The 24596-nt window shown below is 69.3% G+C and carries 22 protein-coding genes; 9 read left to right on the top strand and 13 right to left on the bottom strand.

The genetic code is table 11. The features are described 5' to 3' along the window. The first annotated feature begins 22 nt into the window (after positions 1-22). From ACQ4L4_RS22645 to ACQ4L4_RS22625, 5 genes are all read left to right on the top strand, one after another. Complete coding sequence (locus ACQ4L4_RS22645) at positions 23-1621, top strand: ABC transporter substrate-binding protein (RefSeq protein WP_431101094.1); 1599 nt, start codon at positions 23-25, stop codon at positions 1619-1621. A 105-nt stretch (positions 1622-1726) separates the two neighbouring features. Continuing rightward, positions 1727-2626: a LysR family transcriptional regulator gene (locus ACQ4L4_RS22640; protein WP_431101093.1), complete on the top strand. Its 900-nt coding sequence runs from the start codon at positions 1727-1729 to the stop codon at positions 2624-2626. A gap of 42 nt (positions 2627-2668) precedes the next feature. Next, on the top strand, positions 2669-3310 hold the full coding sequence (locus tag ACQ4L4_RS22635; protein WP_431101092.1) for a M15 family metallopeptidase: 642 nt from the start codon (positions 2669-2671) through the stop codon (positions 3308-3310). Positions 3311-3408: 98 nt separating this feature from the next. Next, positions 3409-4500, top strand: coding sequence for a S66 peptidase family protein (locus ACQ4L4_RS22630; protein ID WP_431101091.1), 1092 nt, complete (start codon positions 3409-3411; stop codon positions 4498-4500). Positions 4501-4569: 69 nt separating this feature from the next. Beyond that, positions 4570-5199: a hypothetical protein gene (locus tag ACQ4L4_RS22625; RefSeq protein ID WP_431101090.1), complete on the top strand. Its 630-nt coding sequence runs from the start codon at positions 4570-4572 to the stop codon at positions 5197-5199. Between the two features lie 13 nt (positions 5200-5212). Here ACQ4L4_RS22625 and dacB read toward each other — a convergent pair whose 3' ends face one another. Beyond that, on the bottom strand, positions 5213-6646 hold the full coding sequence (dacB, locus tag ACQ4L4_RS22620; protein ID WP_431101089.1) for a D-alanyl-D-alanine carboxypeptidase/D-alanyl-D-alanine endopeptidase: 1434 nt from the start codon (positions 6644-6646) through the stop codon (positions 5213-5215). 236 nt (positions 6647-6882) lie between these two features. Between dacB and ACQ4L4_RS22615 the strand changes: the two genes are divergently transcribed. After that, positions 6883-9744 (top strand): TonB-dependent receptor domain-containing protein, encoded by a 2862-nt coding sequence (locus ACQ4L4_RS22615; protein ID WP_431101087.1) that lies wholly within the window; start codon positions 6883-6885, stop codon positions 9742-9744. Here ACQ4L4_RS22615 and ACQ4L4_RS22610 read toward each other — a convergent pair whose 3' ends face one another. The 7 genes from ACQ4L4_RS22610 to ACQ4L4_RS22580 all read right to left on the bottom strand — a co-directional run bounded on the left by ACQ4L4_RS22610 (position 9745) and on the right by ACQ4L4_RS22580 (position 16797). Next, positions 9745-10161, bottom strand: coding sequence for a helix-turn-helix domain-containing protein (locus ACQ4L4_RS22610; protein WP_431101086.1), 417 nt, complete (start codon positions 10159-10161; stop codon positions 9745-9747). Then, entirely contained in the window at positions 10133-10537 is a 405-nt protein-coding gene (locus ACQ4L4_RS22605; protein ID WP_431101085.1) for a type II toxin-antitoxin system RelE/ParE family toxin, read from the bottom strand. Before ACQ4L4_RS22605 ends, ACQ4L4_RS22610 begins: the two co-directional genes overlap by 29 nt. A gap of 96 nt (positions 10538-10633) precedes the next feature. Further along, positions 10634-11542 (bottom strand): S66 peptidase family protein, encoded by a 909-nt coding sequence (locus ACQ4L4_RS22600; RefSeq protein ID WP_431101084.1) that lies wholly within the window; start codon positions 11540-11542, stop codon positions 10634-10636. A gap of 49 nt (positions 11543-11591) precedes the next feature. Beyond that, entirely contained in the window at positions 11592-12848 is a 1257-nt protein-coding gene (locus ACQ4L4_RS22595; protein WP_431101083.1) for a serine hydrolase, read from the bottom strand. 9 nt (positions 12849-12857) lie between these two features. Then, entirely contained in the window at positions 12858-14165 is a 1308-nt protein-coding gene (locus ACQ4L4_RS22590; RefSeq protein WP_431104991.1) for a D-amino acid dehydrogenase, read from the bottom strand. Next, complete coding sequence (locus ACQ4L4_RS22585) at positions 14162-15475, bottom strand: hypothetical protein (protein WP_431101082.1); 1314 nt, start codon at positions 15473-15475, stop codon at positions 14162-14164. Before ACQ4L4_RS22585 ends, ACQ4L4_RS22590 begins: the two co-directional genes overlap by 4 nt. A 128-nt stretch (positions 15476-15603) precedes the next feature. Then, entirely contained in the window at positions 15604-16797 is a 1194-nt protein-coding gene (locus ACQ4L4_RS22580; protein ID WP_431101081.1) for an aromatic amino acid transaminase, read from the bottom strand. A 149-nt stretch (positions 16798-16946) separates the two neighbouring features. Between ACQ4L4_RS22580 and ACQ4L4_RS22575 the strand changes: the two genes are divergently transcribed. Next, a complete protein-coding gene (locus ACQ4L4_RS22575; RefSeq protein ID WP_431101080.1) occupies positions 16947-17348 on the top strand; it encodes a PaaI family thioesterase in 402 nt (133 codons plus the stop codon). 163 nt (positions 17349-17511) lie between these two features. On the opposite strand, the gene ACQ4L4_RS22570 is transcribed toward ACQ4L4_RS22575, so the two are convergent. Continuing rightward, positions 17512-18819, bottom strand: a complete 1308-nt coding sequence (locus tag ACQ4L4_RS22570; RefSeq protein WP_431101079.1) for a glutamate carboxypeptidase — start codon at positions 18817-18819, stop codon at positions 17512-17514. 176 nt (positions 18820-18995) lie between these two features. On the opposite strand from ACQ4L4_RS22570, the gene ACQ4L4_RS22565 reads away from it, so the two are divergent. After that, positions 18996-19313, top strand: coding sequence for a putative quinol monooxygenase (locus ACQ4L4_RS22565; RefSeq protein ID WP_431101078.1), 318 nt, complete (start codon positions 18996-18998; stop codon positions 19311-19313). Positions 19314-19335: 22 nt separating this feature from the next. Here ACQ4L4_RS22565 and ACQ4L4_RS22560 read toward each other — a convergent pair whose 3' ends face one another. From ACQ4L4_RS22560 to ACQ4L4_RS22550, 3 genes are all read right to left on the bottom strand, one after another. Then, on the bottom strand, positions 19336-20487 hold the full coding sequence (locus ACQ4L4_RS22560; RefSeq protein ID WP_431101077.1) for a DUF2332 domain-containing protein: 1152 nt from the start codon (positions 20485-20487) through the stop codon (positions 19336-19338). A gap of 42 nt (positions 20488-20529) precedes the next feature. Further along, positions 20530-21027, bottom strand: a complete 498-nt coding sequence (locus ACQ4L4_RS22555; protein ID WP_377158597.1) for a glutathione peroxidase — start codon at positions 21025-21027, stop codon at positions 20530-20532. A gap of 61 nt (positions 21028-21088) precedes the next feature. Beyond that, complete coding sequence (locus ACQ4L4_RS22550) at positions 21089-21949, bottom strand: EamA family transporter (RefSeq protein ID WP_431101076.1); 861 nt, start codon at positions 21947-21949, stop codon at positions 21089-21091. A 230-nt stretch (positions 21950-22179) separates the two neighbouring features. On the opposite strand from ACQ4L4_RS22550, the gene ACQ4L4_RS22545 reads away from it, so the two are divergent. After that, positions 22180-23121: a hypothetical protein gene (locus ACQ4L4_RS22545; protein WP_431101075.1), complete on the top strand. Its 942-nt coding sequence runs from the start codon at positions 22180-22182 to the stop codon at positions 23119-23121. Between the two features lie 148 nt (positions 23122-23269). Here ACQ4L4_RS22545 and lplT read toward each other — a convergent pair whose 3' ends face one another. Beyond that, a complete protein-coding gene (lplT, locus tag ACQ4L4_RS22540) occupies positions 23270-24547 on the bottom strand; it encodes a lysophospholipid transporter LplT (RefSeq protein ID WP_431101074.1) in 1278 nt (425 codons plus the stop codon). Positions 24548-24596 lie beyond the last annotated feature (49 nt).

Genomic DNA, 24596 nt, shown 5'->3' with positions numbered 1-24596 from the left:
GCGCCGGCTTGCCCTCCTCCCGATGCGCTCAGTCCTCCCCCTCTCGCTGGCTCTGCTCCTGTCCGTCGCGCTTCCCGCCGTTCACGCGGCCAGCGCCGCCGCGGTCAAGCCGCTCGTGTACTGCACCGACGCCAGCCCCGAGGGCTTCGACCCGGGGTTATGGGATTCGGCCAGCACGAACAACGTCAACAACCAGATGTTCCAGGGGCTGGTCCGCTTCGAGCGCGGCGGCACCGCGCTGCAGCCGGCTCTCGCCACCCGCTGGACCATCAGCCCCGACGCCCGCGAATTCACCTTCACGCTGCGGGAGAACGTCCGCTTCCACACCCGCCCCTGGTTCACGCCGACGCGCACGTTCAACGCCGACGACGTGCTCTTCACCTTCGGCCGTTTCCTCGACCGCGAGCACCCGTTCAACAAGGCCTTCCCCGCCAACTTCATCTATCCGCAGAACCTCGGCCTGGCCAAGGCGATCGCGAAGATGGAGAAGCTCGACGACCGCACCGTCCGCTTCACGCTGGCGCAGCCCAACGTCACCTTCGTCACCTGGTTCGCGATGGCCTTCGCCGGCATCCAGTCGGCGGAGTACGGCCAGCAGCTGCTGCGCGACGGCAAGGCCGCGCAGATCAACCGCCTGCCCATCGGCACCGGTCCCTACCGCTTCCGCAGCTATGCGAAGGACGACGTCGTCCGCATGGAAGGCAACCCCGACTACTGGGGCGAGCCGCAGAAGACGCAGAAGCTGATCTTCAGCATCAGCCGCGAGGCGCCGGTCCGCGTGCAGAAGCTGCTCGCGGGCGAGTGCCAGATCACCTCGCCGCTGCGCGACATCGACGTGGCCGCGATCGACCGCCATCCGGAACGCATCAAGCTCGAGAAGATCCAGGCGCTCAACATCTCCTACCTGTCCTTCAACCTGCGCAAGGCGCCGACCGACAACCGGCTCGTGCGCGAGGCGCTGGACATCGCCGTCGACCGCGACGCGATCTTCCGCGCGCTGTTCCCGCGCGGCGATGCGATGCAGGCGGTGAATCCGTTCCCGCCCGCGATCCCGGGCTACAACCGATCGCTGAAGAACGAATACAACCCCGATCGCGCCAAGGCGCTGCTCAAGCAGGCCGGTTTCCCGAACGGGCTGGACCTCGACCTCTGGGCGCTGCCGGTCACGCGGCCCACCAATCCGAACGGCCAGCTGATGGCGCAGCTGATCCAGCAGGACTGGGCCCGCATCGGCGTGCGCGCGCAGATCCGCACCTACGAATGGGGCGAGTACCTCAAGCGCGCCAACGCCGGCGAACACACCGTCTACATGAGCGGCTGGGCCGGCGAGAGCGGCGACGCGGACGACTTCCTGACGCCCAACCTCAGCTGCGCGACCAACAAGTCCGGCGTGAAGTTCTGCAACCCCGAATTCGAACGCCTCATCGACGCCGCCCGTGCGACCGCCGATCAAGGCAAGCGGATCGCGCTCTACGAGAAGGCCCAGGAGATCTTCAAGCGGGAACGCCCGTGGATCACGATGGCACACTCGACGGTGTACATCCCCACCAGCAAGGACTTGCGCGGCTTCAAGATGCAGCCGAACGGCGGGGTGGTCTTCGAGAACGTCTACCGTGAATAAGCCTCCCCTCCTTCCTGGCGCGCCGGCCCGAGCGCCCGGCCGCCCCACGCCGGGCCAGGCCCCCTCGGGGGGCCGGACGACGTACCCGTCGGACGGGGGGCCGGCATGAGGCTCCGTCACATTGAGGTCTTCCACGCGATCATGCAGGCCGGCACGATCAGCGGCGCCGCGCAGTTGCTGCACATCTCCCAGCCCGCGGTGACCAAGGTGCTGCAGCACTGCGAGCTGCAGCTCGGCATGCCGCTGTTCGACCGCGTCCGCGGCAAGCTCTACCCGACGCCGGAAGCGCAGCGGCTCTTCGTCGAGATCGACAAGCTCAACCGCGACCTCGTCGCGATCCGGCGCCTCGCGGCCAACCTGCGCAGCGGCGAATCCGAATCGCTGCGCCTGATGGCCACGCCGACGCTGGGCGCCTCGGTGATCCCCGCGGCGATGACGCACTGGGCGCAGGCCTTCCCGCGCAGCCGTTGCCAGCTCAGCACCAACCACACGCGCGAGATCGTCTCCGCGCTGCTGCTCGGCGAGGCCGATCTCGCGCTCAGCCTGCAGGACCCGCGTCACCCCGGCATCAAGGCCGAGGTGCTGGCCAGCGGCACGATGATGGCGCTGTGCCCCATGCACAGCCCCGAGGCGCAAGGCACCGGCCCGCTGCCGCTGGAGGAGATCCAGTCCGAGCTGATCGCGATGGCCGAGGACGACCCGCTCGGCCACATGCTGCACAACGCCAGCGAGGCCGAGGGCCGCCACCTCGACAGCCGCATCACCGTCCAGACCTACCAGCTCGCCCGCGCGCTGGTGGAAGCCGGCGTCGGCATGACCGCTGTCGATCCCTTCACCGCCGCCTCGGCCGACCGCACGCGCGTGAAGGTCCGCCCGCTGGCGCCGTCGATGAGCATCCAGCTGTACCTGCTGACCTCCGCCAGCGCGCCGCTGGCGCAAGCGGCGCGCCGGCTCGTCACCTACCTGCGGGATGCCGCCCGCGCCAACCTCGAGAGCCTGGAGTGACGCGCCGCGGCGCCTGATCTTCCGGCTCCACGTCGCCTCACCATGACACCGGACGCCTCCGTCGCCAACGCCCCTCCCCCGCCCATCCCCTGCGAGGAGATCGCCGCGCACGCGGAGTTCCGCTCGCTGCTGACGATCCCCGGCATCGCGGTGGACCTGCGCTACGCGACGCCCGACAACTTCGTCGGTCGCAACGTCTACGGCGGACTGGACTGCGCCTACCTGCGCCGCGAATCGGCGGACGCCGTCGCCGAGGCCGCCGCGTTCCTCGGCCGCCGCTGCCCCGGCGTGACGCTGGTCGTGCTGGACGCGCTGCGGCCGCAGCGCGTGCAGGAGGCGCTGTGGGCCGAGCTCGAAGGCACGCCGCTGACCAAGTACCTCGCGCATCCGGCGCGGCGCTCGATCCATTCGTTCGGCATGGCGGTCGACGTCACGCTGCTCGACGCCGAGGGCCGCGAACTCGACATGGGCACCGGCTTCGATGAGATGACGCCGGCCTCGCACCCCGAGTTCGAGGCCGAGCAGCTCGCCGCCGGCGGCCTCACCGCCGACCAGCTCCGCCACCGCGGCTGGCTGCGCGCGGCGATGCGCCACGCCGGCTTCCAGACCATCAGCACCGAGTGGTGGCACTTCGACTTCGGCGACCGCGAACGCGTCCGCCGCGAGCTGCCGCTGGTGATCTGAACGCCCCGCCCCGCCCCGCCCCGCCCCGCCCCAATAGCATCACCGCACGAGCCGCCTGACGCCTGGCCACCTCGACGCGCCCGCCTCCCGGAGATCCCATGACCGCATCCCGTCGCCAGATCCTCACCGGCGCCGCCACCGCGGCGGCCACCGCGCTCGGCGCCCTGCCGGCGGCGCGCGTCCAGGCGGCCGCACCTGCTCGCGATGCCCGCGACGCCCGCGCGAATGCGGCCCCCGAGCTGCTGCGCGCACGGCGGCTGAAGGTCGGTGACACGATCGGCCTCGTCAGCCCCGCCAACGCCACCTACGAACGCGAGCCGCTGGAGATCGCCGTCGAATCGCTCGAGGCGCTCGGCTTCAAGGTCAAGCTCGGCGCAAACGTGCGCGGGCGCTACGGTCAGTTCGGCGGCACCGACGTCCAGCGCGCGGCCGACATCAACGACTTCTTCGCCGACGACGACGTGGCCGGCCTCCTGGCGCTGACCGGCGGCTCGGGCTGCAACCGCATCGTCGACAAGCTGAACTACGCGCTGATCCGCCGCAAGCCGAAGTTCTTCGGCGGCTTCTCGGACCTGACCAGCCTGGTCAACGCGATCCACCGGCAGACGGGGCTGATCACCTTCCACTGCCCGGTCGCGGGCTCGGAGTGGAACGAGTTCTCCCTGCAGCACTTCCGCGCCGTCGCGATGGACGCGCAGGAGGACCTGCTGCAGAACCCGCAGGGCGAGCGCGGCGCCAACCTGGTCCAGCGCGAGGACCGCATCAGCACGCTGCGTCCGGGCCTCGCCCGCGGGCCGCTGGTCGGCGGCAACCTGGCGGTGCTGAGCTCGCTGGCGGGCTCGCCCTTCTTCCCCGACACGCGCGGCGCGATCCTCTTCCTGGAAGAGGTCAACGAGTACATCTATCGCGTCGACCGCATGCTCTCGACGCTGCGCCTGTGCGGCGCGCTGGACCAGCTCGCCGGCGTCGTGCTGGGCAAGTTCACGCAGTGCGGGCCGGGCGACGGCAACTTCGGCACGCTGACGCTGGACGAGGTCTTCGACGACTACTTCCTGCCGCTGAACGTGCCCGTCTACCGCGGCGCGATGATCGGCCACATCAAGCGCAAGTTCACCGTGCCGGTGGGCCAGCCCGCCGAGATGGACGCACGGGCCGGCACGCTGCGCCTGCTGTCGCCGGCGGTGCTCTGAAGGGTCGCGGATGACGCGGTGGGCCCAGCCCACTGACCGGGCGTCTCCACTCTTCCGAAAGGCGCTGTCATGGACCCGGCGGCTCCCGAATTCATTCCCGCGACACCGCCGGCCGGCCTGTGGGCGGACGGCATCGCGACCCCCGCCACGGCTGGCGTCTCAAGGACTCCCGATGAACTGGCGCAGGCCGCGCTCCACTGGGAAAGCACCTGGCGCATCGGGCTGCGGTGGGCCGCCGCGACGCTGACGACCGCCTATACGCCGCAGGTGCGAGAGGCGCTCCGGGGATGGGGACTGCACCTCGAGGCCATGGCGAAAGGGGTGAAGGCGCGGGCGCAGGCCGGCAATGTGACGGGCATTGAAGAACGCCTCGCCCAGTTCGATCGGATCTGGTCCGCCAACCAGCGCATCCTCCTGAGCATCGGCAACAAGGATGGCCGGCCGATCGAACAGGTCGCCCAGGATCCCGCCCAGCAGGCGATGGTCCTGTTCCTGCACCACCGGAATGCGTTCTTCAACGCGTACGAGCAGGGCCGGTTCGACCATGTGAGACAGCTGCCGCTGCCGGATCGCGACCAGTTCAACGCGCTCATGGACCGGTTGGAAAGCTGCAGCGATCCCGCCGTCGGCGGCGATGTCCTGCGCGTGCTCGATCGCTATCTGCCGCAGGCCAGTCGCGCCCCGTGGCGTCGTTTCTGACCCGCCACGCGGATCAGCGCCGCGCCACCCAGTCCACCAGCGCGTCGATCGCCGGACGCGCCTTGGCCGCCTGATCGTCGTTGACGATCGCGACGACGATCCAGGTCTTGCCGGTCGAGTCCGGCACGAAGCCGGCCAGCGCCACGACATCGCGCAGCGTGCCGGTCTTCATCCGCGCGCGGCCCTCGGCCGCGGTGCCCTTCATGCGACGGACCAGCGTGCCGTCGACGCCCGCCACCGGCAAGGTGGCCAGCAGCTCGGGGCCGTGCGCGCCGCGGGCGGAAGCCTGCAGCATCGCCGCCAGCTGCGCCGCCGAGGCGCGCTCGCTGCGCGACAGGCCGGAGCCGTTCTCCAGCGTCAGGCCGGTGGTGTCGATCTTCTGCGCGGCGAACCACTCGCGGACGACGCGCGCGGCGGCCTCGCGGGTGTCCTCGCCGGGTTGCGCCGCCGAGGCGCCGAGCCGCAGGAACAGCATCCGCGCCAGCGCGTTGTCCGAGGACTTCAGCACCGGCCGCAGCAGCTCGGCCAGCGGGCGGTCGCGGTGCTGCGCCAGCACGCGGGCGCCTTCGGGCGTCGTGCCCTCGCGGATCTCGCCCGACAGCGTGCCGCCCAGCGAGCCCCACAGCTGCCGCAGCGCCTGAGCCGTCTCCCACTGGCGGTCCAGCACGTTCAGCGATTGCGAGACCTGGCATCCGCGCGGGAACTCGCCGGCCAGCACCAGTCGTCCGCCGCCGTCGGGCAGCGCCTCGAAGCGCGACGGCTTCCAGCCGTCGTCCCAGTCCTTGCACGGCTTGTCGTTCAACCGGACCGCGCTGGCGTCGATCGCGAGCCCGCCGAACTGCGGATACGGCCGCACCGTCAGGCCGCGGTCGTCGGACCAGAAGTCGTACTGCAGCAGGCTGCCGTTGAGGTGCAGCGCGTCCGGAATGACGTTGTACGGGAACTCGGCCTGCTCGTCGAAACGCGGCGCGCCGATGTCGAGGCGCGCCGGGTTGAACAGGCCGCGATCGACGACGATGCCGCCGGCCAGGTCGCGCACGCCGTGGCGCTCGCGCACCTCGCGCAGCATCGCCCACAGCGCGGGCCAGTCGAGGTCCGCGTCGCCGCCGCCCTTGAGCACCAGCGGTCCGTCGAGGCGGCCGTCGCGCACCTCGCCCGCGGCCAGCAGCTGCGTCTGTCCCCGACTGTTGGGACCGAGCCGGTCCAGCGCCACCACCGCGGTGATCGTCTTCATCGTCGAGGCCGGCGCCATCGGCCGGTCCGCGTTCAGGCGCAGCCCGGTGCCCGGCGCGTCCAGCGGATAGGCCACCACCGCCAGCGACGAGGCCGGCACGCCGGCCTGTCGCAGCGCGGTCTCGACCGGCGCGGGCGGGGTGTCGACGAAGGTGGCGCAGCCGCTCGTCGCGAGCGCGGTGACCAGGAGCACGAAGGCAGGGATCGATCGCATGAGCAGCGACTGTATATTCCCGGCCCCGCTGCATTCCCGCAGGTTATACGCGCGAGACAAGCATTCATCGGGACGGAAACAACAAATGGGTGACGTTCCTATGACGGTGAAAACCGCTCGTGCTTGAAGATCATTCACAGCTCGCAACACAGCACCCCAAGGGTCGGCCGCGCATCGGACGACCCCAGTCGTTGGAGGCGTTCCAGGACGCCGGTCCGGTTAACAAGGAGAAGGTCGTGAAACTGAATCAACTCGCCCGTTGCCTCGTCGTGGTGGGCTTGGGCGCCCATGCGGCGGCCTGGTCGCAGGAAGTCCAGAAGATCGAGCGGGTGGAGATCACCGGCTCGAGCATCAAGCGCATCCAGGACGAGGGCGCGCTGCCGGTGCAGACCATCTCGCGCCGCGACCTGGACCGCCAGGGCATCGTGTCGGCCGAGCAGCTGATCGCCACGCTCTCGTCCAACGGCAACGGCCTGGACAACCTGGCCTCCAACGCGGACGTGGTCTCGGGCCAGTCCCGCGGCAACAACGGCGCGACCTCCGCCAACCTGCGCCTGCAGGGTGCCAACGCGACGCTGATCCTGCTGAACGGCCGCCGCATCGCGGCGCACGGCCTCAACGGCGGCGTCGTCGACCTGAACCAGATCCCGATGGCCGCGATCGAGCGCGTCGAGGTGCTGAAGGACGGCGCCTCGTCGACCTACGGCACCGACGCCGTCGGCGGCGTCATCAACTTCATCCTGCGCAAGGACTACACCGGCCTGACCGTCAGCGGCTTCACCGACGTGACGCAGCACGGCGGCGGCAACATCTACCGCGGCTCGGTGACCGGCGGCGTGGGCAACATCGACAAGGACGGCTTCAACGTCATGGCCGTGCTGTCCATGACGGACAACAAGCGCCTGGACGGCTCGCAGCGCGACTTCGTCAACAGCTTCCAGCCCGAGCGCGGCCTGTCCCCGGACACGCGCGGCACGCCGTTCGCGACGGTCTTCTTCTCGCCCACGATCACGCCGCCGGTCTACAACGGCGCCACCCTCACCAGCGCCAACATCCTGGACCTGCCGGGCGGCGCGGGTTGCGCCTCGCAACCCGGCATGGCGCCTTACGCCGAGAAGCTGTGGAACTCCGCCGCCGCGTCGCCGGCCAACCAGTTCGGTTGCGCCTGGGACTCGGGCAAGGCGGCGGTGATCCAGCAGCCGGTGAAGAACACCAACCTGGTCACGCGCGGCATGCTCAAGCTGGGCGAGCACACGCTGACCGGCGAGGTGCTGCTGGGCAAGTCGGAGTCGCAGAAGATCTTCTCGGCCAACCAGATCAGCAGCGGCAGCGCCACGGCGACGATCGGCCTGCCCAACGGCACGGCGGTGCCGAGCCCGTTCCGCAGCCTGGCCTATCCGTCGTCCGGCGCCAGCTACCAGACCGTGTGGAACGCGCTGGTCGGCGCCTTCCCGTCGCTGGCCCCGCAAGCCGGCAAGCCGCTGGCCTTCCGCTGGCGCTGCATGGAGTGCGGCTCGCGTGAATTCGAGACCACCACCGACACCGGCCGCTACCTGCTGAGCATGGACGGTCCGCTGCCCTTCCTCAAGGACTGGGACTACAAGGTCGGCGCGTCGCAGGCGTTCAGCAAGAGCAACTCCGTGCTGGGCTCCGGCTACCAGAACTGGGTCGGCCTGGCCAACCTGATCAACACCGGCGTGCTCAACCCCTTCCTGCTGGCCGGCCAGTCGCAGACGCCGGCCGCGCTGGCGGCGCTGGACGCGATCTCGGCGGAAGGCACCAAGCTCTACGGCGGCAAGTACACCACCGACGAGTACGACGCGACCGCGTCCGGCCCGCTGTTCAAGCTGCCGGCCGGCGACGTGATGGGCGCGGTGGGCGTGGACTACCGGATCGAGAAGTACCGCTTCGACGGCAACCAGACGGTCAACACCAACGACATCAACACCTGGATCTTCAACGCGCCGTTCGACAACGTGAACGCGCTGAACGGCGTGAAGCGCAAGGTGGGCGCGATCTTCGGCGAGACCATCATCCCGATCGTCAAGAACCTGGACCTGAACCTGTCGGTACGCTACGACAAGTACACCGGCTTCGGCAGCACGACCAACCCGAAGGCCTCGATCCGCTACGCGCCGATCGACAGCCTGGTGTTCCGCGCGTCGTACAGCACCGGCTTCCGCGTGCCGACCTTCAACCAGCTGTTCAACGGCGTGACCGAGTCGCCGTACACCGGCGCCGGCGTGCCGGATCCGGCCACCTGCCCGACCAACGTGGTCAGCAACGCGCCGGGCTGCCAGGCGGTGACCTTCAACACGCTGTTCGGCGGTCGCTCGGACCTGAAGCCGGAAGAGTCGAAGATGTCCAACATCGGCTTCGTGTGGCAGCCGGTGAAGGACTTCAGCGCCTCGGTCGACCTGTGGGACATCCGTCGTGACGGCCAGATCCAGAGCCTGACGCTAACGCAGATCCTGAACAACTACCAGCTGTTCCCGCAGGCCTTCCAGCGCGACGCCAACGGCGTGCTGCAGACGGTGGACACCCGTTGGGTGAACACCGGCGAGACGCAGACCCGCGGCCTGGAGCTGTCGATGCGCGGCAGCACGCCGATGAACGGCGGCCGCCTGAGCGCGGGGCTGGACGGCACCTACCTGCTGAAGAAGCGTTCCAAGCTGCTGGACAACGTGGCCTTCGGCCCGAGCGAGATCGGCCAGTTCACGCGGTCGAGCGAGCTGGGCATCCGCTGGAAGCACAGCGCGTACATCACCTACACGTATGGCGACTGGGCCTGGTCGCTGCGCCAGCAGTACAGCACCGGCTACTACGGCTATGTCCCGCCGGGCGTGGCCAACGGCAACGCGTCGGCACCGGCCTTCGATCCGTGGGTCAAGCCGTACTACCTGCATCACGCGAGCGTGGCCTACAGCGGCATCAAGAACCTGACGGTCACGGTGGGCGTGAAGAACATCTTCGACCAGGACCCGCCGTTCGCGAACAGCTACGACACGAACACCGGTTCGGGCAGCTCGTGGGAGCCGCGTGTGGCCGACCCGCGCGGACGTTCGTTCACGCTGGGCCTGGACTACAAGTTCTTCTGATCAAGCAGTGTCTGCCGCCTCGCGCGGCGGCCCTTCGGACACCAAGCCCGCCGGGAGACCGGCGGGCTTTTTCGTGATGCCGCCGAGTGCACGGGAACTCAGGGGAAAAACGTTCCTCATGCCCTGTTCCCGGATCGTGTGCAGCAGTCGGAGGACGGGTCCGGTGGGTCGGGTCATTCCCTGCTCATAGCGGCGCAGCAGACGCGCCGTCGTGTTGAGCATGTTGGCGAAGACATAGAGGTTCAGATCCTCCTCCTCCCGGATGGCGCGGACCTCCTCGGGCGTCAGGTCCCCAGGAGGCGCTATGCCGCCCCATCCCAGACGCTGCATGTGTTCGTCGCTCATCAGCCCGAGAGCGTGCATGCCTCGTCCGGTCTTCACCATTCGGTCAATCGAGTCGTACTTGCGCTTGCGCATCACAGTTCACCTCTTTCAAGAATCCTGAGTTGATGGCGGTTTCAAGACGGCCTGCGTCCATTGCGGAAAGGAAAACATTCATGGTCCTGCAGTTGTGCAACTGCTGCTCATCCATGTTTGCGACGACGTTCTTCGCGTAGCCCTCGATGAAGAACCACGGAGCCCCTTGTCGATGGGCCACGATCACGCGATAGCCATCGCGTTTGCCGGCTCCGGATCGTGCAATCCGCTTCTTGAAGAGTCCACTACCGAGATTTGCATCGATCAGCCCGCGTTCCATTTCTGCCACGGCGCGGCAGAGGTCGGCGTCTCTGCATGGCCTGCTTGCGCATCCAACGTTGAAAGCCTTCGACCAGATAGACGGCATGCGCCACATCGACCTCCTCGCACGGTTGCGAGAGGAGTGAGTGACAGGTCATGCCCGGGACTGATTCGTCCTGAAGTCGGCCCTCCGATGGGGGAGGCGCCCCGCTCAGACGCTGAGCGTTCTTTCGACCGGATCCAAGGTCACCGCCACGCCGATCGGCAATGGCAGGTTGGGCGTCGTATGGCCGCTCGGCCAGCCGGCGAGGACCGGGACGCCGAGGTCGCCGAAGTAGTCGGCGAGCACCTCGTCGGGCGTGTCGGCATCGGTGAAGCTGCCGAGCAGCACACCGGCGATGTCGTCGAACACGCCGCCCAGGCGCAGTTGGCACAGCAGGCGATCGATCTTGTACGGGTCCTCGCCGATGTCCTCGAGGAACAGGATCGCGCCGCGCAGGTCCGGCATGAACGGCGTGCCCATCAGCGCGACGAGCACCGCCAGGTTGCCGCCGCTCAGCAGGCCGCGCACCGCCGTCGAGCCGCGATTCAGCGGATGGGGCGCGAGCGCAGGGCCGAGAGCGTCACCCGCACGAAGCCCGCGGCGCAGCCGCTCGGCCAGCGCGACGGCATCGGCCCAGCCGGCCTCGCCCTTGTGCCAGTCCGAAGCCGGCATCGGCGCATGCCAGCCGGCGACGCCCAGTTGCTGTCGCAGCGCATGCAGCGCCGTGAGATCGCTGTAGCCGATCAGCGGCTTCGGTGATCGACGCAGCAGCGCGGGATCGATGCGATCGAGCAGGCGCAGGCAGCCGTAGCCGCCGCGCAGGCCGATCACCGCATCGACCTGGCGGTCGTCCAGCGCTTCATGCAGGTCAGCCAGCCGTCGTCCATCGTCCGCCGCAAGATGACCGAGGAACGCCGGTCCATGGCAGCTCGGGAAGAGCTTGGCGCGAAAACCCAGCCGCTCGATCAGCGGCACCACGAGGTCGAGCGTGCCGTCCCGCGGCGGTCCGGCGGGCGCGATCACGCCGAGGCAGGCGCGCTCGGGCAACGGAGGCAGCAGGAAGGTGTCTTCAGCCATGAGCAGCGTTGAGGAACATCGGCGGCGCGCGCCAGGAACATCGTCGGAATCAGGATTCCAGCCACGCCGCCATCCGCGCGTCGATCGCGGCGCCGAGCGCCGGGATGCGCCAGGTCGTGGAGCAGCTGGGGTGCGGAGCGTAGCGCGAGCCGAGGTTGCTCAGCAGCGCGATCAGGTAATGCCGGCGCCGCGGCAGGATGCCACGCACGATGCCGGCATCGGACGTGTAGTTCTCGGTGTTGCCGGTCTTGTGGGCGAACCAGACCTCGCCCCCCGTGGCGAAACGGCGCAGGTCGCCGGGCAGCGACACCTCGCCCGCGTGCAGCGCGCCGTCGGGAAGCAGCCACCGGCCCGGCAGGCGCGCCGGCAGACCCGGCACCCAGCCGGGCACGCCGCCGAGCGCGCTGCTCGACAGCACCTGATGCAGCGCCTGGTCCTGCAACGCATGCATGGCCTGGTTGCGACTCTCGGGCGAGAGCCGCGGCGCATCGGCGCGCAACCACGGCGCCCGCGGCGCCACCGGGTCCAACCACCACAGCAGCCGCACCGTGTCCCACGCGGTCATCTGGATCTGACCCACACCCGATCCCGAGCCGTTGCCCCAGCCGCCCTCCGCCGTCGTGTTGGCGAAGCGCAGCGTCGTCAGCCCGAGCGCGGCGAACAGCGTGTGCAGCTCGTTGCGCACCTCGCGCCCGCCGTCGCGGCGGATGGCGCCGGCCGCGTGCATCAAAGTGACCAGCGCCGAGGTCGCCTCGTTGCTGCTCCACGTGACCATGTCGTAGGCCCAGTCGGACACCGCGCGCTCGCGGTCGTTGTAGGTCAGCGGCTGCCACCAGCCCGCCCGGCCCTGGTCGACCAGACGGCCCACACCCACCAGCAGCATCAACTTGAGCAGCGATGCCGGGTACGGCGCCACCACGCGGCCGCCGCCCTCGCCCACGTCGCCGGCCAGCGGTACCCAGTCCATCGCGGACCAGTCGGACGCCGGCCGCCAGGCGATCGAGTTGCCCTCGGCATCGCGCTGATCTGCGAGGAACCGGATGTTGCGCACGGCGCCCGCGCCCGCCGCGATGTCGGCGACCAGGCCCTCGGGAAACTCGCGCGAGAACAGCACGTTCGCCGCGACCGGCGCGCCCCGTTCCGGGAACGCGACCACGGCGAGGTCGATGCTCGGGAAATGCCGGATCGACCGGCCCTCGTCCTGCGGATCTCGCGTGGCGCCGAAGTCCTGCGCCAGCACCGCGGCGCGCAGCGCTTCGGCGAGCGAGGCCGCGTCCAGCGCGACAGGCTTGCCGACCATCGTCATCGCGGACCCTCAGGCGGCGCGGAGTTGCAGCCCGTCCAGCGCGATCGGGCTGGGCTTGCCGGAGATGAGGTCGGCCACGATGCGGGCCGAGCCGAACGAGAAGGTGAATCCCAGGGCGCCATGGCCGACATTCAGCCACAGCCCGCGCAGCGGCGTCTCGCCGAGCATGGGCGCGCCGCTCGGTGTCGCCGGGCGCAGACCGGCCCAGGGCACGGCGTGCTCGTAGTCGGCCGCCCTCGGGAAGGTCTCGCGCACGTTGCGCTGCAGCGCCGCCAGGCGCTTGGGGTCGATGCTGGTGTCGTCGCCGACCAGGTCCACCATCGCCGCGACGCGCAGTTGGTCGCCGATGCGGGCGTAGAGCGTCTTGCGTTCGAAGTCCGTGACGCTGACCGTCGGCGGTCGATGCACGCCGTTGATCGGCGCGGACAGGCTGTAGCCCTTCAGCGGATATAGCGGCAGCCGCACGCCGACGAGTTCCGCCAGCGCCGCGCTCTGCAGGCCGGCGGCCAGCACGACGCCGTCCGCGACCAGATCGCCCTGGTCCGTCCTCAGCGCGACGACGCGGCCGCCTTCGACGACGAAGCCGGTGGCACTGGCCTTCACCCGGCCTCGGAAATTGGGATGCCGCGCGAGCCGCTCGCCCAGTTGCACGCTCAGCGCATGGCAGTCGGCGACGGCCTCCCCGGACGTGAAGATGCCCCCGGCCAGCCATTGCGCGCCGCCGTCGCCGAGCGAGGGCTCGATCGCCAGGCACTCATCGCGGGTCAACGCCCGTTCCGGCCCGCCGGCGGACGTGCGCGCGGCGACGCGGGCGAATTCCTCCGCCTTGCGGTACACGACCAGCTTGCCCGGCGTGCGCAGCGCGATGGCATCCAGCGCCGCGTGCCGCTGCAGTTCGCCGAAACACTGCTGGCTGAAGGCGCCCAGTTCGAGCAAGCGCTCGGTCGTGCGTTGATTCACCGGCCCGCGGCAATGCGCGAGGAACGAGGCCAACCAGCGCCATTGCGCGGTCGTGCCGTCGGGCTTGAAGCGCAGCGGGCCGTCCGGATCGAGCAGCCAGCGCAACGCCTTCAGCGGCACGCCGGCATCCGCCAGCGGCGACACATAGCGATAGCTGAGCTGCCCGCCGTTCGCACGGCTGGCGCCGGTGGCGAGCGTGGCCTCGCGCTCCACGAGCGTCACCTGGTGCCCCGCCTCCGCCAGGGCCCAGGCGGTGGTGACGCCCACGACGCCCCCACCGATCACGACTAGCTGCTTCATCCCGGACGAAATCATTCTTGAATGGTCCGGGAGGTTACGGACTCGTGACGACGTCAGCCAATGAAAGCGGTGCCGCTACCCATAACCTTGTTGAATGCGCGCAAGGGTGATGCCTGCGGCTTCCGTGACGTGGCGGACTTCGCCGTCCCCCTGGGGCCTGGATCGCTCCCCACCCAGCATCCCACGTTGGGACGTCCCGTGCGGTGGTCGATCGGGTGGTGCGGCGTCCATCCGGCATCGACCATGCACTGCCGGATCGCCTCCTTGATCAGATCCTCGCCGTGACTTCCCACGACAACGGTGGTCTGCCGGTTGATCACCTGCTCATTCAACAGATGACGGAAGATGGCCCGCGCCACCTCCGTGCAGACGCCCTTTCGTTCGTGCTCCGCGCCTGACTCGACGGCTCGACTGTGCAAGTCCAGCTTGTTGCTGTCCTTGTCGTAGCCCAGGCAGTGTTGGAAGGCCCCGCACGCGACGGCGTCTCTCAGATGCCTGCTTACCTGACGCCGATCGCCACCCTTCTCCAGCGCGGAGATCAGCGTGCTGTAGATGCGCGCATTCGGCTGGATGCCTTGCGCCAGCATGTGCTCGAAGCATCGGACGGCACCTTGCGTGTCGGCACGCGTGGCGTACGCCAAGATCAGCGCGCGGTAGGTGAAGATTTCCGGCTCGATGCCGTCGCTCACCATCTGATCGAGCCGGTCGCTGGCACCTTCCGCGTCCGCAGCCTTCGCATACGCCGAGATCAGCGCGTTGTACGTGACAGCGTTCGGCTCGACGCCGCTGTTCACCATGTGCTCGAACCAATCGCCGGCGCGTTTCGCGTCGGCGAGCTTTTCATACGCCGAGATCAGTGTGCCGTAGATGACCACGTCCGGCCTGATGCCCTTCTTGAGCATCTTCTCGAACCACTGGACGGCGCCGTCCGGGTCATTGGCCTTCACATGCGCCGAGATCAGCGCGCCGTAGATGAACCGGTTGGGACTGGCCCGATCGTCGCCCGACCGACGAGCCGCCCGATCCAGTTCCTCGAAGCAGGCCAGCGCGTCAACAGTCCTGGCGCCGCATTGGTGGATCGCCGTGACGGTCCGTTTCAGCGCGCTCAGCCCATTGCAGCGCCGGTCCAGGAACTCATCGATGATGCCCGCGTTGTGAGCCCGCCCGTGGCCTGGGGCCTGCTGCCTGCGCAAGGCGGCCGCGCCGGCGAAGGTGGCGGCATGGGGCACTGGCCGCTGTCTGCGAGGCCCTGCCGCCTGCCACGATGAAGCGTCCGATTCATTTGACAAACCACCATGAGGCTCGGCGGCATCGACATCCGCCGCCAGATCAACTTGACGGACTGCGGACAACGGAAGGGGATACATGGGACATCCTGGTACGAGGGGTGCACGAAGTGCGCCTGCAAACCAAGAAAGTTCGTCCCGATCGTTCGGGAAACGAAAAGGGCAGCCTCCCGGCTGCCCTCCAAACATCGGGAACTGACCGGGTCAGGTCATGCCAGGACGGCCGCCATCGCGTTCGCCGTCGCCTCGACGTTGCGCGTGTTCAGGCCCGCGATGCACATGCGGCCGGAACGCAGGATGTAGACGCCGAATTCCTCGCGCAGGCGGTCCACCTGCTCGGGCGTCAGGCCGGTGTAGCTGAACATGCCGCGCTGCTTCAGGAAGTAGTCGAAGTTGCGGCCCGGCACCTTGGCCGACACGACCTCGAACAGCGCGTTGCGCATCGCCAGGATGCGCTCGCGCATTTCCTCGACCTCGCCTTCCCAGAGCGCGCGCAGCTGCGGGTCGCCCAGCACCTTGGCCACGACCTGGCCGCCGTGCATCGGCGGGTTCGAATAGTTGCGGCGGATCGTGAACTTCAGCTGCCCCAGCACGTTGGCCGCCTGCGCCGCGTCCGGACACACGACCGACAGCGCGCCGCAGCGCTCGCCGTACAGGCTCATGTTCTTGGAGAAACTGTTCGCGACAAAGAAGCTCAGGCCCGCCGCGGTCAGCGCGCGGATCGCGAAGGTGTCCTGCTCCAGCCCGTCGCCATACCCCTGGTACGCCAGGTCCAGGAAGGGGATCAGCTCACGCTCCTGCAGGACCGGGATCAGCGCGTCCCATTGCGACTGCGACAGGTCCACGCCGGTCGGGTTGTGGCAGCACGCGTGCAGCAGCACGACGCTGCGGGCCGGCGCCTCCGACAGCGCCTGCAGCATCGCGTCGAAACGCAGGCCGCCGGTCCTGGCGTCGTAGTACGGGTAGCTGCGGCACTCGATGTAGGAGCCCTCGAAGACCGCGCGGTGGTTGTCCCAGGTCGGGTCGCTCAGGTAGATCGCGCTGTCGGGGAAGTAGCGCTTGATGAAGTCCGCGCCGACCTTCAGGCCGCCGGACGAGCCCACGCCCTGGATCGTCGCGACGCGCTTGCGCTGCAGCGCCTCGCTGTCGGCGCCGAAGAGCAGCTTCTGCACCTCGGTGCGGAAGTTGGCCGCGCCTTCCATCGGCAGGTAGGGGCGCGCGCCCGCCTGTTCCACCACGGCCAGCTCGGCCCGGCGCACCGAGTCCAGCATCGGGATGCGACCATCGTCATCGAAGTAGATGCCGATGGACAGGTTGATCTTCTGCGTGCGCGGATCCTTCTGGAAAGCCTCGTTCAGGCTGAGGATGGGATCGCCCGCGTAGGCGTCGACGTGCTGGAACATGCTGGGAACTCCCCGTTGGACTATCGGCTCGCGTCATTATCCCCAGCCGCGCCCGCCCGCACCGGAACACCCCCCCTGCCGATGCGCCGATACAGGCCGACGACAATGCCGGCTTCGCATGACCTGATCCACCCGCTCCACAGACTCACATGATCAACGACTTCAACGCGCGCGGCGCCGCCTGCCTGCCCGGCCACATGGGCATCGAGATCGTCGAGGTCGAGAAAGGCCGCGTCTTCGCCCGCCTGCCGGTCACCCAGCAGGTGATGGCGCCCAACGGCTACCTGCACGCCGGCAGCGTCGTCACGCTGGCCGACACCTGCTGCGGCTACGGCTGCATCTCGTCGCTGCCCGAGGGCGCGCAGAACTTCACCACGGTCGAACTCAAGTCCAACCACCTGGGCACCGCCCGCGACGGCGTCATCGAGTGCACCGCCACCGCCGTGCACATGGGCCGCACCACCCAGGTCTGGGACGCGACCGTCACGCACAACGGCAAGACGATCGCGCTGTTCCGCTGCACGCAGATGGTCCTGTATCCGAAGGCCTGACCGCGCTTCGTCCTGCCACCTGTCGCGCGCTTGGCCGCCATGGCATGGGGCCCCGGACGCAAGGTCCGAAACCCCACGCCATGCCGTCCCCGAATCACCGAGGACTGCTGCCGTCCCGGAACCACCGAGGACTGCTGCCTTCTCCTAGCCACCGAGGGCTGCGTCAGAGCGCCTTGCCGCTGCCGATCGCCATCACCAGGCGCGTGACGAGCACCAGCTTCGGCGCGATGGCGTCGACGACGACGTACTCGCTGTCGCTGCTGTGCGCGCCGTAGCCGCGCACGCCCAGGCCCTCGATCACCGGCGCCTTGGTCGCCAGCGATGCATAGGCGGCATCGGTGCCGCCGCCGGTCGGGCGGTCACGCACGACCAGCTCCAGCTTCTGCTCGTCGGCCAGGGCCTTGACCTTCGCGGCCAGCGCCCGCGACGCGTCGGTCGCCGCCAGCGGCGGGCGGCCGCGGTTGAAGCTCAAGCTCACTTCCGCGTCCGGGACCAGCTTGTTCTGGATGCGCTTGCGCAGCTCGGCTTCCAGGGCATCGAAGTCGGCGAAGCGGTCCGCGCGCGCATCCCCTTGGGCCTCGGCGCGTTCGGGAATCGCGTTGCGGACCGAGCCCGCCTTGGCCAGCGTCCAGTTCAGGTGCAGGCCGCGTTTCGGATCGGACAGGTCGCGCGTCTGCAGGATCTGATGCGACAGCTCGGTCAGCGCGTTGATGCCCTTCTCCGGCGCCGCGCCCGCGTGCGACGAGCGCCCCTTGACCTTCAGGTCCACCGAGGCGATGCCGCTGGTGGCCAGGCGCACCGTGTCCGGCGATGTCGGGGCGCCGCCGCCTTCGAAGGACAGCACGGCGTCGTGCTCGCCGCCGAGCTTCGTGATCAGCGCATTCGAGCCCGGGGAGCCGATCTCCTCGTCGCCGTTGATCAGCACGGTGATCTCGGCGTAGTCCTTGAAGCCGACCGACTTCAACATCGCCAGCGCATGGAGGATGGTCGCGACGCCCTGCTTGTCATCGGCGATGCCGAGTCCGTAGGCGTGGTTGCCGTCGATGCGGAAGGGTTGCTGTTTCAGGCCGCCGCGCTGGTAGACGGTGTCCATGTGCGCGATCAGCATCAGGCGCTTGCCGTTGGCGTTGCCGCCCTTGAACGACGCCCGCACGATCTGGCCGACCTTGGCCGGACCGTCGCCCGCGTCCGAGGTCGGCGAGGCGATGATCGTGTCCGGATCGATCAGCTGGACCTGCCCGCCCAGCTCACGCAAGCGCTGCGCGATGACGCCGGCGATGCGGTCCAGGCCCTGGCGGTCGGAGCTGCCGGACTCGATCTCGACCAGCTGCTGCAGCGTCTTCATCAACGCGGGCTGTTCCTTGGCGGCGAGCGCGTTGAGCTCGGGCACCGTCTGCGCCTGGGCGCCGAGGGCGGTCATCGCGGCCAGGGCCAGCGCCGCGCGCCGCAAGGTGGGAAGGGAAGCGAGCATCGGCGAAGTCTCCAGAGCGTTCTTGAAGGAACCGCCCCCCGCGGGAGCGAAGGAAGGGCCGATCCTATCGGGGCCGCGTTCTTGCGTCCGGGTTGAAAGTGTTTCGTGTGCGAGGGGCTGTTGCGTTGGACGCGGGGCGCCTAGCATTCGCCGCTTTCCCTTCCCTGGAACGCCCCATGAGCCTGACGGACACCTCTTCCCCCCGCCCGCTGACGATGATCGCGGTGCTGACGGCCGCGCCCGGCCGTCGCGACGACCTGCGGGCCGCCCTTGCCGGACTGGTGGCGCCGACGCGGCTGGAGCCCGGTTGCCGGGATTACCGCCTCTTCGAAATGCTCGACGAGCCCGGTACGTTCCAGATGCATGAGACGTTCGACGACGAGGCCGCGCTGGAGGCCCACCGCGCCACGCCGCATTTCCGCGCGTTCGAGCGGCAAGCCGGGGAACTGCTCGGCGCCCCGTTGCGCCTGGTGAAGCTGACGGCCGTCGCTTGAGGTCGGAGCGACGGGGAGTCGCTCAAGCCGGGCGGACACCCTCGGCATCCAGCCACTCGATCCACCGTCCGTGCGGATGCGACCAGGCCAGCGGCTCGGTGCGGACCTCCCCGCCGTCGCGCCATTGCAGCGTCCACAGCGTGCCGCTGCCGGGCGATTCCCCGGCCGGGCAGTCCGGGGGCGACGGGAGCGGCGCGAGCTTGCCCACTTCGCCGCTGATCCAGGCCAGACCGCGCTCGCGCACCAGCCGACCGATGCGCTCGACATGCGTCTTGAACGCCGCGGCGTCGAAGTAGGCCAGCACCCAGACGTTGAAGATCACCGGCGTGACGCCGGCGGGCAGCTCGTCGAGCCAGCGCTCCAGGACCGAGAGCCCATCCTCCGACTGGATCAACGGCACCGGATGCCGGCGCGCATCGGCCAACGCGCGGTCGAGCCGCTCGCGACGCGCCGCATCACCCGGCCAGAGGCAGGCCCGCAACCAGCGGGCGGCGGATTCGTCGGCGGGGTCGATCGGATGGAGGTCGACGCCCCTCCGGCGCGACGACCGCCAGCACGGTTCACCGAGCAGCGCAACGGGCCGTTCACCGCGCCAGACCGTGCGGATCAGCGGCGCGTCGGGCGATTCGCCGGGCAACGACCCGGCGTCGTCGTCGTCGTCGTCGCCATAGGCATACCGATCGACGCCCAGATTCAACCCGGCGCTGCAGCCGAAGTCGAACAGGGCGAACTCGACCGGCGTGCGGGACGTCCCTCCGAGACGCGTCGCCAACGCCTGCAGCGCGGGCCGCAACACGGCGCAGCGGCCGGTCTCGTTGGTCTGCGTCGTGCGCGAGCGGATCAGCGCGCGCAACGCGGCATCCTCACGGCGGATGAAGTCTCTGAGCTGCGGCCCCACCTCATCGTCCGGCGCCCGCGTGCCGCCGACACTCGCGTAGTACGCGGCCAGCGGGTGCGGCGCGCCCGCGAGGATCCGGTCATGCAGCGCGGCCAGCAGCAGCACCGGCTTGCGTTGCGTCTGCGGCGCCTCGAGCAGCAGGGCCATGAACTCCGGATCCGCCGCGATGACCGCGGCGAGCGCCTGGTACAGCGCGTCGTCCGCGCCGTCGGTCTCGGCAAACCGGGTGAAGTGGTGGGCGATGCGCCCCAAGGCTTCGCGGTCGGCGTCGTGCATGTCGTCGATGAGGTGGAAGGCGGATCGCCCCCGCCGTGAGGCTCAGTCCGCCAGCGCCGCCTCGATCTCGCCGCGGATCGAGTCCGGCGAGTCGTTCGGAGCGAAGCGCTTCAGCACCTGGCCGTCGCGGCCGACCAGGAACTTGGTGAAGTTCCACTTGATCGCCTGCGTGCCCAGGATGCCGGGCTTCTCGCCCTTGAGCCATTGCCACAGCGGGTGCGCCTCCCCGCCGTTGACCTTGATCTTGGCCATCATCGGGAAGCTCACGCCGTAGTTCAGCTGGCAGAACGACGAGATCTCCTCGTTGCTGCCCGGGTCCTGGCCGCCGAATTCATTGCTGGGGAAACCGACGACCACCAGCCCGCGCGCCTGGAAATCGCGCCACAGGTCCTCGAGCCCCTTGAACTGCGGCGTGAAGCCGCATTCGCTGGCGGTGTTGACGACCAGCAGCACACGGCCGCGGTACTGCGACAGCTCGACCGGTTCACCGGCGATGCTGACGGCGTCGAAGTCGAACGCAGTCTTGCCATTGGCGCTCATGGGGGGACCTCCTCGTTGCGGACCGGTTGGACCGGGATGCATCCTAGCGCGGCGGAACGGATCAGGCGCGGCGGCGTTCCAGCGCCGCCAGCATCGCCGCGGCCAGGATCGCGGCGCCGCCCGCCGCGGTCTTGCCGTCCAGCGTGCCGCCGCCCAGCAGCAGCGCCGAGACCGCCGCCACCGGCACCTCCGTCAGCATGACCACCGCCGTCACGTTGGCCGGCAGCCGCGCCGCCCCGTATTGCAGCGACAGGTTGGAGACGAAGAACAGCAACGCCATCCCCGCCAGCGGCAGCAGCCAGGCCGCGCCCGGCAGCGACGGCCACGGCGCGAGGCCCTGGCCGGCCATGGCCGTCGCGGACAGGCCCGCCACCAGCACGCCGCCGGCGAACATGGCCAGCGCCCGCGCGCCGGAGCTGCGGGCGGCTTCGCGGCGCAGCATCACGTTGTTGAACGCGAAGGTCATCCCCCCGAGCAGCCCGAGCACGTCCGGCAGGCTGGACGGCACCGGCCAGCCGCCCTCCGACGGCGCCAGCACCGCCAGCGCGCCGCCCAGCGCCAGGGCGATCCGCAGACCGGCCGACGTCGTCAGCGGCTCGCCCAGGACCAGCCGCGCCAGCAGCACCGCCCAGAGCGGCATCAGGTAGAAGAGCAGCACCACCCGCACCACGTCGCCGGTCGACACCCCCCAGTTGAACGCGGTGTTGGTGATCCCGGCCGCCAGCGTCACCACCCACAGCCCGGGGGAGCGCAGCCACTCCGCCATCGCCCCGCGCTGGCTGGCCAGCACCACGACGAGCGACAGGACGTACAGGATCACCGTCGTCCACAAGGGGTGCATGCCGGCCCCCTCGAACTGCCGGAACGGCCACCAGGAGAGCCCCCAGATGGTGGCGTTGAGCATCAGGGCGAGGATCGGCATTCGGGAACTGGGGACAGACGGAGGAACGGGAGGGACGCCCAAGGGGTGGGGCTTGTGCAACAGTCCCACGGACGGGGCTTGGATCCGGCCTGCGGACCGGCCAACAATGCCCAGGGTTTGTAGCATGGCGCAAGGACTGACCCTGACCTCCAATCGGGGCGCCGTGCGCCTGTCATGCACGCGGCCTACCCTGTCGCGTGTGACCCGTCCACCAAAGTAGGGAGAGCTTCTTGGATCACCTGGCCTGTTTCGCCCCCGAGGATTTGCAGTCCAAGCCCGGGCCCGACCTGCAGACTTATCACTGGCGGCTGCTGGCTCAAGGAGACTCCTGGTTCTCGACCGCCCAGGCCAAGCTCAGCGCGCACGCGAACCTGCTCCAGGAACTGGTGCTGACCAAGGCCGCCGTCGCGATCAATTGCGCCGGACAGCGCGAAAGCCTGTCCAAGGTGGTTGAACTGGCGTCTTCCCCCGACTTCGTGCGCCTGCTCGCCGCGCCGGACGCGCCCGTCTGGGACGGCGTGCTGCTGTCCGTGGGCGGCAACGACCTGATCCAGGCGGCGCAGACGCCGACGCAGATCGACGGCGTGGAAGTGCCGCTGCATCTGCGGCTGCTGCGCAACCAGACCGAATGGGGGCCGCCGTCCGCCGGCGTCGGCCGCTACTTCTCGGAGCCCGGCTGGGCCACCTACGCCGAGTACCTGAAGGCCAACCTGCGCCACCTGCTGACCTTGCGCGACCAGGGGCCGTCGGCGGGCAAGCCGGTCTTCATCCACTGCTACGCGGTGCCGATGCCGCGCCCGGCCGGCGCGGAAGACGCCGGCCACGGCCCGTGGCTGTATCCGGCGCTCAAGGCCTACGCGATCCCGGCGGCCGACTGGGCGGCGGTCAGCCGCCTGATGGTCATGCACCTGGCGCTGCTGCTGAAGACGCTGATGGCGGACAAGGAGCAGTTCCCGGGGCTGTTCGTGTTCGACTCGACCGCCGTCCCCCTGGCCGCGGCCACGCCGGGCGCCAGCGGCATCAGCGGCGACTGGCACAACGAGATCCATCTCAACCACAGCGGCTGCCTGAAGATCGGCCGCGCCTGGTCGGAGCACATCGACCAGGTGCTGACCACCGGCGGCATCGTCGTCGCGGCGCCGCCGACCGGGCGGGGGCGCGCGCGGCGCTGAAGGCTGCAGCACTGCCACCGCCGCTGGCCCTCACCCCTTCCCTCTCCCGCAAGCGGGAGAGGGGGTAGGAAGAAAGAGCGCCCAAACGACGACGGCCCCGTGAGGGGCCGTCGTCATGTCAGCGGAGGATTCAGCGCAGGCGCCGGACTCAGTGCTTGTCGCTTCGGGCGATCGCCAGCAGGCGGTTGAGCTCTTCGGCGTGCTCGCGCTTGTTGTGCTCGTGCCAGCGGCCGACGACCCACATGATCCCCGCCACCAGCAGGCCGAAGATCGTGATCGATCCGAAGGCCGAGGTGCCGAAGCGCGTCAGCATCGTGTACAGCGCGCCCAGGCCCAGGATGCAGGCCTGCTCGTTGAAGTTCTGCACGGCGATCGAGCGGCCCGCACCCATCAGGTTGTGGCCGCGGTGCTGCAGCAGCGCGTTCATCGGCACGACCAGGTAGCCGCCGATCCCGCCCAGCACGATCAGGAAGGGGATGGCCAGCCAGAGGTTGTTGATGAAGTTCAGCACCAGCATCAGCAGGCCCATGCCGATGCCCAGCGGGATGACGCTGGTGGCCTTGTCCAGCCGCACGACCATCGAGGCCACCACGGCGCCGACGGCGGTGCCGATCGCCACCACGCCGGCCAGCGCCGACGCCTGCGTCGTGCCGTAGCCCAGCGCCGCCGCGGCCCAGGCGAAGACGATGTAGCGCATGTTCCCCGACACGCCCCAGAACAGCGTCGTCATGCCGAGCGAGATCTGGCCCAGCTTGTCCTGCCAGAGCCGCGAATTGCAGGCGGCGAACTCGCGCACCAGGTCGGTCGCGTTGTGCGCGATCGGCTGCAGCGGGGACTCCGTGCGGGGGATGCGCAGGTTGAAGAGCGCGGCGATGAAGTACAGCACCACCATGAAGGCGATGGCGGCCTCGGGCGGCGTGTCGATGCCGGTGTCGATGAAGGGGACGTCGATGGCCAGCAGCCACGCCGACGCCTTGTCGCCGATCAGTTGCCCGCCGAAGACGGCGCCCAGGATGATGGAGGCGATGGTCAGGCCCTCGATCCAGCCGTTGGCCTTCACCAGCTGGGACGGCGGCAGGAGCTCGGTCAGGATGCCGTACTTGGCCGGCGAGTAGGCGGCGGCGCCGAGACCGACGATCGCATAGGCGATCAGCGGGTGCACGCCCACCAGCATGCTCAGGCATCCCAGCACCTTGATGGTGTTGGAGATGAACATGACCTTGCCTTTGGGCACCGCGTCCGCGAAGGCGCCGACGAAGGGTGCGAGCACCACGTAGAACAGCGCGAACATGGGCACCAGCGCGGCGCGCTGCCACTCGGCGGCGCCGCTGGTGCGGAGCAGTTCAACGGCGGCCACGAACAGCGCGTTATCAGCCAGCGAGCTGAAGAACTGCGCTGACATGATGGTGTAGAAGCCTTTTTTCATCGACCCGGCATACCTGGAACTGCGGTGAACACGCTGGGTCCACGGGGTG

Origin of the sequence: Roseateles noduli, from assembly GCF_050626985.1 — a bacterium.
Classification (GTDB): domain Bacteria; phylum Pseudomonadota; class Gammaproteobacteria; order Burkholderiales; family Burkholderiaceae_C; genus Roseateles; species Roseateles noduli_A.
This window is presented reverse-complemented; position numbering and strand designations above follow the sequence as displayed.